Raw genomic sequence first — 14322 nt, forward strand, 5'->3', positions numbered from 1 at the left:
CTACGAATAGTTTCGAGGATAAGAGAGTTGATTTACCCAACAATGAACTCAATATTCACATATCACAGGCACTTTCACCTTAATTAATTTTAATCTTGTTAGCAGCGATTACGACTATTGCAGGACTTTAGTCTGCTGATTTAATGATTCATCCTAAATTCATAATTTCCTGACTTCAATTCATACACCAAACGATCACCTTCGGTGCGTAGGTACTGGAAGGTTGATTTTCCTTGATTTTCCTCCACATCGGTTTGCTTTTTTCCTGGGAGATATATCAGAGCGGTTGTATTTGGTGGAACTGTGATATTCCAGGTCAGCTCCTCTCCCTTTTTCGTCCAATGACTTTTAATCAGACCATTCACAGATTTGTAAGAAGCTTTCACATAATCCAGATCCACATCAAATTCAGGCTTCATCTCAATCACTTTAAAACCAGGCTCTACGGCCTTGATACCTGCTAAACTGTGGTAGTACCACATAATCAAATCACCCAGCAGCATCACATGATTCTGAGAGTTCATCTTTGGATTGGCCACATTTCCGTGCCACAACTCCCAAATGGTAGTAGCTCCATTTTCGACCATGTAGCCCCAGGATGGATAGGTTCTTGTCGTGGTTAGCTTATAGGCAAGATCAGAACGTCCATATTTGGTTAAGGTCCTCATCAACCACTGAGTCCCTATCAAACCTGTACTTAAGTGCCCATTGTTCTTTTCCTCAATCGTCTTGATTAGATTATCAAAAACTATTTCTTGATTCCTGTCATCAACCAAACCAAAGTATAGTGGCAGAATATTATCCGTCATTCGACCTTCTCCATAGTACCCTTCTTCGTTATAGAACTTGGCATTAAAAGCCTGCTTAGTTCTTTCCATATCTGTCTGATAGTTTGAGATATGCCTTTCGTTTCTTGTGAGACTGGCAAACTCAATCATCATTTCCATGAAATGGTAATAGTAGGCAGAGGCGATGAGTTGACTGGGTTCCTTTAAATCCGCGTTTTTCCCTGTACCTTCTTCAATACTTTTAGGTGGTTTGCACCAATCCCCGTAACTATCCTTTGTCATGATGTATTCATCACTCATGTAGCGATCCCTCATATAGAAAAGCCATTTTCTCATCGCTGAATAATTATCTGCTATTGGTTCGATATCACCTGTCTGCTCGTAAAGCATCCTGGCTATAATCAACATGGTCCCCGGCCAGGTCATATTGTCGCTATAGTAATTCCAATAGGCAGGAGCTACGTCTGACATACTACCATCCTCCTTCTGTGCATACCGCATGTCCTCCAACCATTTCTTGTACAAAGGCGCATTGTCAAACATAAAATTCTCGCCATAAGTACCAACAGCATGATCAGCCAGCCATGGCTGACGTTCATTCCGTTGAGGACAGTCCACAGGCATACCCTTATAGTTACTTGCCGTCCCCCACCATGCATTTGCATAAATCTGATTGATTGTTGGGTCTGAAGTTTCGAACGAACCCACAGTTTCCATTTCATCATAAATGAATTTCCCAACAAAATCATCGATTGTAGGTTTCCCAGGATACCCCGTAATTTCTACATACCTAAATCCATGGTAAGTAAAACTGGGCTCCCAGGTCTCTATATCCTGCCCGCTCAAGATGTAGGTATCGGTAGCCTCCGCATCCCTCAGGTTGGTTACAAAGAGCTCTCCATCGTCCTGCAAGGACTCCGCAAATCGTAGCTTTACCTGCGTACCCTTTGGTCCCTTAACACGCATTTGCAACCACCCGGAAATATTTTGGCCAAGATCGAGGACATATCGGTTTTGATCGACCTGACTAATCGAGATCGGCTTAATTTCCTTCATGACCCTCATATTGGGATTCATCTGTGCCTGATAGGCTCCATTAGGTTCCGGCACGTATTCGACATCGAGCCACCTGGAGTCATCATAGCCTGATACCGCCCAATCGCCTAGCTCCTTGCGGGCATCATAGAACTCGCCATCATATTCATTGTTATTGCGTATTGGGCCATCCGTGGTGCCCTTCCACTTGTCGTGGGACCAAACTCTTTGTTGACTCCCATCCTCAAAAGTGATCACCATATGAAAGAGGAGCTTTGGCATTCCAAAATTCCTGATTTTATAAGGCTTATAGTTCTGCCTCATGGTAAAGTATCGTCCACTTCCAAGGACTACCCCTAATGTATTGCTTTCCCCAGATCGGAGATAATTTGTCACATCATAGGCATTGTACTTCACATTCTCAAAGTAATCAGTAGGTGCCGGGGCCAGCACTGCCTCACCCACTTTTTGGCCGTTGAGAAACATCTCGTATAGGCCTAAACCTATGATATATGCGGTTGCTGATTTAACCTTTTTCTCAAGTTCAAATTCACTTCGTAGATACCTGGCCCCAAGTGTGGGCCTTGTATCAATCTTCTCCCATTCAAATGGCTCATTAAAACCAATCCACCGTCCCCACCAATCCTTGTAGTATTTCAAGCCAGTGCTCCAGTAACCAATCTGGCTCCACTCGGTCACTCCTTTGTTGGTCCACACTTTTACTTTCCAGTACTGCTTCGAGTTGCTATCTGGTGCCGTTCCTGAATATTCAATTTGAGTAGCTCCACTCTTTACTTTCCCTGAGTTCCATAAATCTGCTGAGGCCTCAGTTAAACTATCCGCAGAACTCGCTACCAGCACCTGATAGGCTGTTTGATAAACATCGTTCTCATTTGTTTCAATCAACCAGCTTAGGCCCGGATCAGTAACATCAATACCTTCCGGACTGACCAAACCTTCAGTTCTCATAGAACCAATCGAGATGCTCTCATTAATTGTATTGTCCTCTTTTTTCGAACCACTACAGGAAAGCAAAATAAATACGATCAGAGCTGGGGCTATTCGTCTCATATTACAAATTTGCAGTAAGCTTTTGAAGAGAGGTTGAATTTGCGATTTGTTTACCATCAGCGAGTATTGTCAAACCAGCACCCTTTCCATATTTGGTTCCATCTTTATCCCAAATAATTGAGATCTTCTTGCCATGATACCGGACCCCATCTAATGCAAACCAGTCCCACTTGTCTGCTGGCACCAAGGGATTAACCTCAATAATGTCATCTGCTCTTGGACGCAACCCAACCAAACCAGTGATCACAAGGTCATTAAATGTAGAGTGATTGTAATATCGACTACGCTCCTGATCACCCTTGAGCCAATACCCTGTTTGCTCATCCAGGTATTCACCAATGTATGGCCTGCCTCTATAGTATTGAGACTCCACATAGGTTTCCAGTAGATCAAAATAGATTGAGTCGGTCATCAGCACCTGATCATAATCATTCAGCAGGTTTGCCAACCCCGTAAGCGTTTGTGAGGTAGCAAACGGCCAAACCGCACCATCCCATTCACATTTACAACATCCATTACCTCTAAATTCTGGATGTCTTATTTCTGCTGTAGTTAATCCAAAAGGTGCGAGGAAACCCTGCGGATCAGTCACTTGATTCCAGGCCACTGTCTTGTCTTCGCCTGGTAATCCAAAATACCAGGGAATGTAGCCTATTGCTTCTCTGACATCGGCATATTGACCATTTTCTCGAAGGGTTTCATAAAAGTTCAATTCAGGATTCCAAAGCACTGTGTCAACCAGGGCCTTAATCGTATCTGCCTTAGCTGTGTATAATGACGCTACCTTTTCATCTCCTTTTAGCTTTGCCATTTCAGCCAGGGCCAAAGCATTCCCGTACATATATGAATTGATGGTTGGTCTGGCGTTCTTAACCCGACGGCCTCCGCTGATCTGTTCCTCCATCCCGTCTTTCACGTCCTCCTGCCAAAAAAGGCCGCTAGAAAGTCTTCTTTCTTGTTCCCATCGTGAGTACTCCTTTACAAAATCCGGATACATATCCAGCAGGTAAGTCGTATCCAGATTCACCAGAAACCGCTGGTACTCTGCATAGGGTGTCCAACTGCTAAACTTATTGAGCTTTTTCATGGGTTGACCATCGTTCCCCCTGTACCACACATGAAGGTAATCATCCATGTACTGATCATTGTATAGCCATCTCGATTCTGACACATGATGACCAATAGCACAGGCAATTAGGTTGTATTTGTCGGAATAGCTCCTATCAACCAGGAATTCTGTCATGGCATAACCGACAGGAGTTGCCTTGATATGTTTTCGTAAGGTCCACCATCGGTAATAGTACATTTCCTCAAAATTCTGTTGTGGACACTCAAACAATGGGATATTGGCCTTCATCCATTCCCACGACTTGTTATTTGGTATGGCCTGAGTGATGTTCTCATCCTCACTACTATTGAATACATCCACATAATGTCTGTAATTATCGGCAGTCAAAATAGAAGTCTCGTCTTCATCACCAGAACATGCCGAGATAAAAATTAAGAGGACGAAACAAGCAATAATTACAGGAAGCCTTTCAAGTTTAAATTGGGGCATTTGGGTTAATTTTTATTCTATTCAGAATCACTTTAAAAATAAGTGTACAAATAACATCTATTATTCTTAGTTATCCATCCTGCACTATTATGTGTTGCCAAATTTTAAATGAGCAAACGTGTGCAAGATACTTATTGAAAAATTTTAGTCTTAATCTATTCAAAAAGGGTTTGATTACATTTCATAAACTTGGAAGTTGTTGATTATTAAGATATTTTCAAGCCGCCAAATTTTTGGGCTATTGACATATTATAACACAAATAACATTTTATGGGTTTTTTGACGCTTGATTACATTGTCTTTGGAGCCTACTGTGTAGTGATTCTATGCATAGGTTTATTTATCTCCAGAGATAAAGAGGGAGAGGAAAAGACTGCCAATGATTACTTTCTGGCAGGGAACTCTTTATCATGGTGGGCCATTGGAGCATCTTTGATTGCTGCCAATATTTCCGCCGAACACTTCATAGGCATGTCGGGTTCCGGTTTCGCGGTTGGAATCGGTATTGCTGCATACGAATGGCTGGCAGCTATCACATTAATACTGGTAGCTAAATTCTTATTGCCACAGATGATCGATAAGAAGATCTATACCATGCCACAATTTGCAAAAGAAAGATACGGCAAGGGAGTTAGTTTCTTCTTCTCATTTTTCTGGCTGCTAGTTTACGTATTTGTAAACCTTACTTCTGTTGCATGGCTTGGTGCGCTGGCTATGGAATCGATCTTAGGATGGCCAATTCAATATGGTGTACCAGGTTTATTGGTTTTTGCCGGTATTTACTCCATCTACGGTGGATTGAAAGCGGTAGCATGGACAGATGTAATTCAGGTAATATTCCTGGTTGGTGGTGGACTCATCACCGCATTTTTCGCATTATCTGCAGTAGCAGGTGATACCGGAGGAGCTTTCGAAGGCTTCATGATAGTATTAGATAAGGTTCGTGAAGTACCATCTGATCTTCACTTTAGTATGATCCTTAGAGAGGGTGTATCTACTATTCCTGATGGAGCTGGTGGCGTAAAAGACCCTTATATTGACCTGCCGGGTCTTGCAGTTATTTTTGGTGCCATGTGGTTGACCAATATCGGTTACTGGGGCTTTAACCAGTATATCATTCAAAAAGGACTTGCAGCTAAAAACCTTAAGGAAGCTAAGAGAGGCTTGATCTTCGCAGGATACCTGAAAATTTTGATCCCGATCATTGTTATTGTTCCTGGTATCACGGCTTACGTCATGTTTAATCACCCTGACTTGAGCCACTCTATTGAGGGTCTTTCAGGTACCATTGATAAAGCAGATCAGGCTTATCCATGGTTGTTACGAAACTTTGCTCCAACTGGAATTCGTGGTTTGGCGTTTGCAGCCCTGATCGCTGCGGTGGTTTCGTCATTGGCTTCAATGCTTAACTCTACGTCCACCATCTTCACATTGGACATTTATAAGGATATCATCAATCCTCAGGCAAGTGAGAAGCAATTGGTAAGAATTGGTCGTGTGACTGCGTTTGTTGCTTTGGTTATAGCAGTATTTGCTGCAAAGCCATTGTTAGGTGGACTTGACCAGGCATTCCAATACATTCAGGAATATACAGGGTTCATTTATCCTGGAGTTGTCGTGGTATTTGGTATGGGTATCCTTTGGAAGCGTGCAACTTATCGTGCGGCATTATGGACAACCATCGCTACCCTTCCGGTTGGTATTCTTATGAAGGTATTGTTACCGGAACTTCCGTTTATTATCCGAATGGGCTATGTATGTATCACATTGATCTCTATGGCCCTGATCCTGGTATTGACTGATAGCCATAAAGTACAGGCCAAGGAAATTTCTCCTGAAAACCGTAAGAAGCTCACCACAGCAGGTAAAGCATTTGGTTTTGGAGCTGTTCTTTCATTAGTCCTAGGCTTACTTTTCGGAACTCCTCTCTTTGGGTTGAGCATGAGAGATATTGGTTTTCATTCAATATTCATGATGGTGTTCCTATTAGGATTCCTGTCAATCATCATGTTTACCAATGCTAATTCGGATAAGGAAGATGAAAAGGCCTATACATTTGAGCCTGAGTTATTTAAGACTGACAAAACCTTCTTCATAGCATCCATGGGTATTGTGTTGATCATCGCAGTACTGTATGCTGTATTCTGGATGTAAATAGACACTTAATTACATATTTAAAAGGCCTTCAACTTAAGTTGAAGGCCTTTTTTATTGCATTCCTTATCATTTTTAGTGACATTAATAAAATGAAAACCTATCAAAAAGAAGATATTACAGTTACCTGGGAATCTGAAAAATGCATTCATTCAGGAGTATGTGCCAGAGGGTTGGCGGCTGTATTTAAACCTCGTGAAAAACCCTGGATTCAGGTAGATAACGCCTCCAAGGAAGATATCGTAAACCAGGTTAAAAAGTGTCCTAGCGGGGCGTTGGGAATCAAATAGACTATGATTCTTGCATTGTATCTAATATCCTCCAAATCGCAAATTCACTTTCCAGTTTCACCGATAAGGCAAAAAAAATCCCCACTTCAGAAGAAGTGAGGATTAAAATTTACTTCAGAAAATGAATCGATTCCCTTACAGAGAAGCGAGATAAGATTTCACTTCGTCGTAAACGTGTTCTCCTGTAAATCCAAACTTCTCATCAAGCACACCCGCAGGTGCTGAATAACCGAAGTGATCTAAACCGAATACTTTACCTTTCTGACCAACTAGCTGAGCCAATGTTACAGGCAAACCGGCTGTTAGTCCAAATACCGGCTGGCTGTTATCCAAAACAGAAGCCTGGTATGATTCTGATTGATCTCTGAAAAGTCCCTCAGAAATAACAGAAACGATGTTCACTGAAATACCATCTTTTTCTAGCAGTTCAGAAGCTGCGATCAAAGTAGATACTTCAGATCCATTTGCTACAAGCGTTACATCAGCACCTTCAGATGACTTAACTACATAAGCACCCTTCTCAGCTCCCATAGCATCTACAAAACGATCTCCGGTAGAAGGAATATCCTTGATACCCTGACGAGATAGAATGAGCGCTGTAGGCGTTTCTTTATTCTCAAGCGCCATCTTCCATGCAACAGTAGTCTCTGCGCTGTCTGCAGGTCTCAATGCAAGGAAACTTCTCTTTCCTTTGTGGTTTTTCAACTGCTCCAACAACCTTACCTGAGCTTCCTGCTCAATCGGCTGGTGAGTTGGTCCATCCTCTCCTACTCGGAATGCATCATGCGTCCATAGATAGATCACAGGAAGCTCCATCAAAGCTGAAAGTCTGTAAGCAGGCTTCTGATAATCAGAGAAGATGAAGAATGTTCCTACAACAGGAATTACACCCCCGTGAAGAGCCATACCATTCGCCATTGCAGCCATAGAAAACTCACACACACCGGCATGAAAGAAATTAGCATCAAATTGACCAGGAGCAAATTGCTTTGACTTCTTAAGGAAGCCATCAGTTTTATCACTATTTGCAAGGTCTGCAGAAGCAACAATTACGTTTTCAATGTTCTCAGCCATGTAAGCCAAAACAGATGCAGAAGCATCACGAGATGCTGCATTCTCTTTATGGGCAATTGAAGCAAGGTCAAGATCAGGAAGTTTTCCTGCAAGGAACATATCCAATTTCGCTGCAGATTCAGCATTTGAACTTCTCCATGAAGCTTCTTTCGCTTTTGCTTCTTTTACTTCGGCTCTCTTTTTATCAATAATTTCACTGTATAGGTCAGCCACATCAGGGAAAATCACAAAAGGATCTTCTAGACTACCACCCAAACCTTCGATGGTTTTGTCGTAAGAACCTTTTGTACCACCAATTGGCTTTCCATGAAGCTCAGACTTACCTTCATAAGGATTGCCATCAGCATCTTTACACCCCTTACCCATGATCGTCTTACCGATAATCAGGAATGGCTTTTCAGTCTCCTCATTAGCTTGTTTTAGAGCCGCTCGGATTTGGTCGTGATCATTACCATCAATGGTAACAACATTCCAACCCCAGGCTTCATATTTCTTAGCTGTATCTTCGTTTGTAACCTCGTCAGTGTAAGTCGAAAGCTGAACATCATTAGAATCATAGAACATGATCAGGTTGTTCAAACCAAGGTATCCGGCAATTCTACCCACACCCTGAGAAATCTCTTCCTGAATACCTCCATCGGAAATGAAAGCATAAATCTTGTGGTTCATCCAGTCACCAAACTTGGCTCCAAGGAATTTTGCTGCCAATGCAGCTCCTGCTCCCATCGCATGTCCCTGACCAAGAGGGCCTGATGTGTTTTCAACACCTCTGGCTACATCTACTTCAGGGTGTCCAGGAGTTACTGAACCCCATTGACGGAAAGATGAAATGTCTTCCTTTTTGTAGTTACCCAACAAGTAAAGTTGAGAGTAAAGCATTGGAGACATGTGTCCAGGATCGAGGAAAAAACGATCTCTGAATGGCCAGGACGTATCGTCCGGATCAAATTTCATAAATTCACTAAACAGGATGTGGATATAATCCGCACCTCCCATAGCTCCCCCTGGGTGTCCTGAATTAGCCTTTTCTACCATGGCAGCAGACAGCACACGAATGTTGTCAACGGCTCTTTGGTCTTTTTGGTGATTACTCATTATTTAACTTTTTCTGTAAAATTAGAACTAATAGTCAATTTAACTATAAGTCAGAAATCTCTATTTTGTAGAGAACTTCATAACTGTTACAGTGCGGTAAGTTTCCCCGGGGTTAAGCACTACGCTTGGGAAGTCCGACTGATTGGGTGAATCTGGGTAATGTTGTGTTTCTAAGCACAAACCAGTTCGATAGTTGTAAACTTTACCTTCTTTTCCTGTTATTGTTCCATCAAGAAAATTTCCAGCATAGAACTGAATAGCAGGTTCTTCGGTGTAGATTTCCATCAATCGACCACTCGTTGGTTCATACAAAGAAGCTGCAAAATTAAGACTGTCTGTGGATTCTGCAAGTACCCAGCAGTGATCATATCCTGGACCGTACTTTATTTGTTGATTATCCGCATCAATTTCAGCTCCAATAACTTTAGATTCAGTAAAGTCAAATGGTGTTCCTTCTACCGGTCTCAATTCGCCTGTAGGGATCAAAGTACTGTCAACAGGTAGAAAATAAGGTGCATTAATTTTCAACTCATGACTAAGGATATCATCCTTCATGGCCGTGAAGTTGAAATATGCATGTTGAGTAAGATTAACTACTGTTTTCTTATCTGTGGTCGCTTCATAACTTACAATCCAATCATTGTCATTGGTCAGCGTGTAAATTACTGATGTAGTTAGAGTACCTGGGTAACCCTCTTCCATATCAGCACTTACATAGCTTAATTCCAAAGCAACACCATTGTCAACTTCCAAAGGTTTAGCTGTCCAGTTAACCTTGTCGAAGCCGACTTCACCACCGTGCAAGTGGTTAGGGCCATTATTTGCTGCGAGCGAATATTCAACACTATCGAGAGTAAATTTCGCATCGGCTATTCTATTACCATATCGCCCAATAATAGCTCCAAAATAGGGTGTTTGCTCCAGGTATCCTTCAATATTATCATAACCCAGCACCACATCTTCCAGCTTTCCTTCTCTATCCGGGATCATCAACGAAGTAACGATACCACCATAAGTAATGACATCCATGCTCACACCATTGACATTGGTCATTGTGTATGAGGTTACTTCCTGTCCATCAGGGAGTTTTCCGAATGGAGCACTTGTAATTGTCGCTTCCTGAGCTTCCCCTTTCGGCGGTGTACAAGAGATTCCTAGAACTAGAATTAATAAAGCTAGAAGAAGGGTGTTTTGAATTTTCATTGGGTTACAATTTTATTTTATGGATTACATTTTATTTTGGAAAAGGTGATAGTATACCTCATTCCAGTGCAATTGATCTTTAAACTGTCGAGTGGTTGTGTCTTTGTCGATAACCACCATTTCAATTCCGGCCATGTCAGCAAAATCTTCAAAATATTCAGTATTTAAAGCTTTACTAAATACTGAGTGGTGAGCACCACCGGCAAGAATCCAGGTTTGAGCAGATACCTCAAGGTTTGGCATAGGATCCCAAAGAACTCTCGCAACTGGAAGCTTTGGTAAGTCATTCTCTGGTTTCACAGCTTCTACTTCGTTCACTACCATTCTAAATCTGGTACCCATGTCAACGAACGTCGCCATTACAGCAGGACCTGCATCTACGTCGAATACCAAACGAGCCGGATCTTCTTTTCCACCAATACCCAATGGGTGAATCTCAACTTTAGGAGTACCCATGGCGATTGAAGGACAAATTTCCAACATGTGTGAACCAAGAACTCTACTTCTTCCAGAGCGGAAGTCATACGTGTAGTCTTCCATAAACGAAGAACCACCTTCCAGACCTTCATCCATGATTTTTGCGGCTCTTACAAAAGCAGCCGTTTTCCAGTCACCTTCTCCACCGAAACCGTAACCTTCAGCCATCAAACGCTGAGTTGCGATACCAGGCAGCTGTTTCATACCATGTAGATCCTCGAAAGTATCTGTGTAAGCGCCAAACCCACCAGCTTGAAGGAAGGTTCTAAGCGCAATCTCAATTTTCGCAGAATCTTTAAGGTTAGGATTTTTCAAAACCTCATCAGTTATCTGATAGGTATCGCCATACTCTTTTACTAATTTATCTACCTCAGCATCAGACACCTGATTCAGCACATCTACCAAATCACCGATACCGTAACCGTTTACCTCAAATCCGAAACGAACCTGAGCTTCAACTTTATCTCCTTCTGTAACGGCTACCTGACGCATGTTGTCACCAATTCTGGCTACTCTTGTTGTCTGCCATGCATTCCAACCTGCAGCTGCTCTGGTCCAAACACCAAGTCTCTTTTGTGGTGCTTCATCCTTCCAGTGCCCAACAATAACTTTTCTGTTTTTTCTCAAACGAGATGCCATGAACCCAAATTCCCGACCACCATGAGCAGTCTGGTTTTCGTTCATGAAGTCCATGTCAATTTCAGACCATGGAATCTCAGTATTGTACTGAGTGTGGAAGTGAGCAAGAGGCTTGCTCAAAGCCTGAAGTCCTTTGATCCACATTTTTGCGGGAGAGAATGTATGCATCCAAACGACCATACCGATACACTTCTCAGCTACATTAGCCTCAACGCATACTTTGTAAATTTCTTCAGGAGTAGTTACAACAGATTTGTAAACTACCTTCACCGGAACGTGCTCACTATCGTTAAGCGCTTTCGCAATTTCCTCGGAGTGAACCGCAACGTTCTTTAGTGTTTCAGGACCATAGAGGTGCTGGCTTCCGGTCACAAACCAGACTTCGTATTGATTTAATTTCGTATTCATTGTTGTATTAATATTCTAGTTGAATTTGTTAAAAAGGACTGGACTTATGATTGACCATAGTAAGCATCCTTACCATGTTTTCTTTGCCAGTGCTTGTCTATAAGAGCATCCTTCAATCTTGGAGCCTGTGGATTGATCTGCCTGGTCAGGTAAGCCATTTTTGCTAATTCTTCCAAAAGTTTACTATTGAAAACAGACTTAGCGGCTGTCTTACCCCAGGTGAATGGACCATGGTTGCCTAGCAAAATCATTTCTACTTCCTTGTGGGAAATTCCCTTTTCCTGAAAGCAATCAAGGATCTGCTGTCCGGTCATGTGCTCATAGTTTCCTTTGATCAGCTCATCACTCATCGGAGGAGCACAAGGAATATCTGTTGTCAAATAATCAGCATGAGTAGTTCCAAAAATTGGAATATCCATTTGTGCCTGAGCCCATGAAACTGCATAGGTAGAATGGGTGTGAGTGATTCCACCAATCTCCTCCCACTCCTTGTATAGGAAAGCGTGAGTTTTAGTATCAGAAGAAGGCCTCATCGATCCCTCAACAATATTGTTATCATAATCAACGATCACAATATCTTCAGGCTTCAATATCGAGTAATCTACCCCACTAGGCTTTATTGCAAAAACCCCCTCCTTACGGTCAACCGCACTTACATTACCGAATGTAAAAATTACAAGACCATATTCCGGAAGCTGCATATTAGCTTCGTAGCATTCTCTTTTTAATTCTAAAAACTTGGACATTATTTATTGTTGATTTTAGATTCTACAAATTCACCAAGCAGGTTGTAGCGCTCGTATAGTTTGGCATAAAGCTCAACTTGCTCAGGCTGCGGATGATATGTTTTTTCGAAACCATTACCCATCGCAGCCAATGATTCTTTCATTGAAGGGTAAATACCCGCTGCAACAGCTGCATACATCGCAGATCCCAAGGCAGGTGCCTGATCAGAAACAGCAACTTTGATAGGTACATTCATTACGTTAGAAAGGGTTTGCATTACGAATGAAGACTTCTTCGCCACACCACCAATCGCTACAACAGATTTGATTTCAACGCCCTCAGCAGTGAACCTATCAGCAATTTTCTTTGAACCAAAGCAGATAGCTTCAACCAATGCTCTGAATATATGAGGAGCTTTTGAACCAAGGCTCAAGTTAACAATACCAGCTTTTAATGCCTGATTGGCATCCGGTGTTCTACGGCCATTAACCCAATCAAGAGCTACAGGCACGCTTTCATTAAGAGGAGTTTGCTCTGCTTGCTTAGAGAGTTCCGCTATGATACTTCCTTTAAGCTCATCAATTTGTTCTGTAGTGAGCATTCCTGATTTAGCAATCAGATTGTCGATCGGCCAGGAAATCACATCTTTGAACCATGCCAATACATCACCAAAGGCAGACTGACCGGCTTCAAGACCTATCATTCCAGGAATCACAGAACCATCAACCTGACCACAAATACCTTTTACCGTCTTGTCTCCTACAACCTCTTTGGATGACACGATAATGTCGCAGGTAGAAGTACCCATCACTCTTACAAGGGTAAATTCTTCGACTTCAGCACCTACCGCACCAGAGTGTGCGTCGAAAGTACCAACCGAAACAACTGTATCCTGAGTAAGACCTAATTTACCAGCCCACTCAGCGTTCAGCTTTCCGGCAACCACATCAGATGTATAGGTTTCCGTATATAATTTATTCTTTAACTCAACCAAATATGGATCAAGCTTGCTCAGGAAGGCATCTTCAGGAAGACCTCCCCAGCTCTCATGCCACATGGCCTTGTGACCAGCCGCACATCTACTTCTCTTAAGACCGTCAATATTTCCATCTCCAACAAGAATGTAAGTCATCAAATCACAATGCTCCACCCAGGTGTAAGCACTGTCCTTAACTTTTTTATCTTCTCTTGCAATGTGAAGGACCTTCGCCCAGAACCATTCTGAGGAATAAATTCCACCTTCATATTTAGTGAAATCCTCTCCTCCCCATGTTCTTGCCAGATCATTGATCTCATCTGCCTCTCCAATTGAAGTATGATCCTTCCACAAAATCATCATGGCGTTAGGATTTTCTTCAAACCCGGCAGTCAAAGAAAGTGCCTCTCCTTTTTCATTGACAGGAACAGGAGAAGATCCTGTTGTATCAATGCAAATACCCTTTACTTCAGCAGGGTCAACTTTGGTTTCAGACACAACCGCCTTAATGGAAGCTTCCATACCTTCGATATGATCCAGGGGGTGCTGTCTAAATTGATTCTCTTCAGGCTTGCAGTACTTTCCTTCTTTCCATCTTTTATACCACTGCACGTTGCTCGCCAGTGCTTCGCCATTAGCTGCATTTACCAGAACGGCCCTTACAGAGTCGGTACCAAAATCCAATCCAATTACATACTGATTTTTCATTCCGATTTTATGATTTTTTCAATTTGCAGCTAAATTATTAAAATAAATTCATAAGTGTAAGCAAAACAATTGTTCATTTTCTGTCTGAAAATCAGGATATTTCCTACCTTCGCTAGTTGC

Annotated in this window: 9 protein-coding genes; 2 read left to right on the top strand and 7 right to left on the bottom strand. The window is 42.2% G+C overall.

The window, feature by feature from the left end; translation table 11 throughout:
• Nucleotides 1–140: 140 nt before the first annotated feature.
• Both NXR94_RS11250 and NXR94_RS11255 read right to left on the bottom strand, forming a co-directional pair.
• Nucleotides 141–2894, bottom strand: a complete 2754-nt coding sequence (locus NXR94_RS11250) for an alpha-L-rhamnosidase (RefSeq protein WP_258104728.1) — start codon at nt 2892–2894, stop codon at nt 141–143.
• Between the two features lies 1 nt (nt 2895).
• Nucleotides 2896–4452, bottom strand: a complete 1557-nt coding sequence (locus tag NXR94_RS11255; protein WP_258104729.1) for a glycosyl hydrolase family 65 protein — start codon at nt 4450–4452, stop codon at nt 2896–2898.
• Between the two features lie 270 nt (nt 4453–4722).
• Between NXR94_RS11255 and NXR94_RS11260 the strand changes: the two genes are divergently transcribed.
• Nucleotides 4723–6606, top strand: a complete 1884-nt coding sequence (locus NXR94_RS11260) for a sodium/solute symporter (protein ID WP_258104730.1) — start codon at nt 4723–4725, stop codon at nt 6604–6606.
• Nucleotides 6607–6698: 92 nt separating this feature from the next.
• Nucleotides 6699–6896, top strand: a complete 198-nt coding sequence (locus tag NXR94_RS11265) for a (4Fe-4S)-binding protein (RefSeq protein WP_258104731.1) — start codon at nt 6699–6701, stop codon at nt 6894–6896.
• Nucleotides 6897–7031: 135 nt separating this feature from the next.
• Here the strand turns inward: NXR94_RS11265 and NXR94_RS11270 are convergent, their stop codons facing one another.
• Genes NXR94_RS11270 through NXR94_RS11290 form a run of 5 tightly spaced genes read right to left on the bottom strand, consistent with a single transcriptional unit; the run spans nt 7032 to nt 14202 of the window.
• Nucleotides 7032–9065 carry a transketolase gene (locus NXR94_RS11270; RefSeq protein WP_258104732.1) on the bottom strand — a complete coding sequence of 678 codons (2034 nt, stop codon included), beginning with the start codon at nt 9063–9065 and terminating at the stop codon, nt 7032–7034.
• A 60-nt stretch (nt 9066–9125) separates the two neighbouring features.
• Nucleotides 9126–10268 (bottom strand): aldose epimerase family protein, encoded by a 1143-nt coding sequence (locus NXR94_RS11275; protein ID WP_258104733.1) that lies wholly within the window; start codon nt 10266–10268, stop codon nt 9126–9128.
• 24 nt (nt 10269–10292) lie between these two features.
• Nucleotides 10293–11792, bottom strand: a complete 1500-nt coding sequence (araA, locus tag NXR94_RS11280) for an L-arabinose isomerase (protein WP_258104734.1) — start codon at nt 11790–11792, stop codon at nt 10293–10295.
• 44 nt (nt 11793–11836) lie between these two features.
• The gene (locus tag NXR94_RS11285; protein ID WP_258104735.1) at nt 11837–12538 is read right to left on the bottom strand and encodes an L-ribulose-5-phosphate 4-epimerase; all 702 of its coding nucleotides are present in this window, start codon (nt 12536–12538) and stop codon (nt 11837–11839) included.
• Nucleotides 12538–14202, bottom strand: a complete 1665-nt coding sequence (locus NXR94_RS11290; protein WP_258104736.1) for a ribulokinase — start codon at nt 14200–14202, stop codon at nt 12538–12540. The genes NXR94_RS11285 and NXR94_RS11290 overlap by 1 nt, the downstream gene beginning before the upstream one ends.
• Nucleotides 14203–14322 lie beyond the last annotated feature (120 nt).

Origin of the sequence: Marinoscillum sp. MHG1-6 (genome assembly GCF_024714475.1) — a bacterium.
Lineage (GTDB): Bacteria > Bacteroidota > Bacteroidia > Cytophagales > Cyclobacteriaceae > JAMZMI01.

Excerpts from the sequence above, each read along its gene's own strand:
- araA (WP_258104734.1), bottom strand. The coding sequence starts at position 11,792 with ATGAATACGAAATTAAATCAATACGAAGTCTGGTTTGTGACCGGAAGC.
- NXR94_RS11285 (WP_258104735.1), bottom strand. The coding sequence starts at position 12,538 with ATGTCCAAGTTTTTAGAATTAAAAAGAGAATGCTACGAAGCTAATATG.
- NXR94_RS11250 (WP_258104728.1), bottom strand. The coding sequence starts at position 2,894 with ATGAGACGAATAGCCCCAGCTCTGATCGTATTTATTTTGCTTTCCTGT.
- NXR94_RS11255 (WP_258104729.1), bottom strand. The coding sequence starts at position 4,452 with ATGCCCCAATTTAAACTTGAAAGGCTTCCTGTAATTATTGCTTGTTTC.
- NXR94_RS11260 (WP_258104730.1), top strand. The coding sequence starts at position 4,723 with ATGGGTTTTTTGACGCTTGATTACATTGTCTTTGGAGCCTACTGTGTA.
- NXR94_RS11265 (WP_258104731.1), top strand. The coding sequence starts at position 6,699 with ATGAAAACCTATCAAAAAGAAGATATTACAGTTACCTGGGAATCTGAA.
- NXR94_RS11270 (WP_258104732.1), bottom strand. The coding sequence starts at position 9,065 with ATGAGTAATCACCAAAAAGACCAAAGAGCCGTTGACAACATTCGTGTG.
- NXR94_RS11290 (WP_258104736.1), bottom strand. The coding sequence starts at position 14,202 with ATGAAAAATCAGTATGTAATTGGATTGGATTTTGGTACCGACTCTGTA.
- NXR94_RS11275 (WP_258104733.1), bottom strand. The coding sequence starts at position 10,268 with ATGAAAATTCAAAACACCCTTCTTCTAGCTTTATTAATTCTAGTTCTA.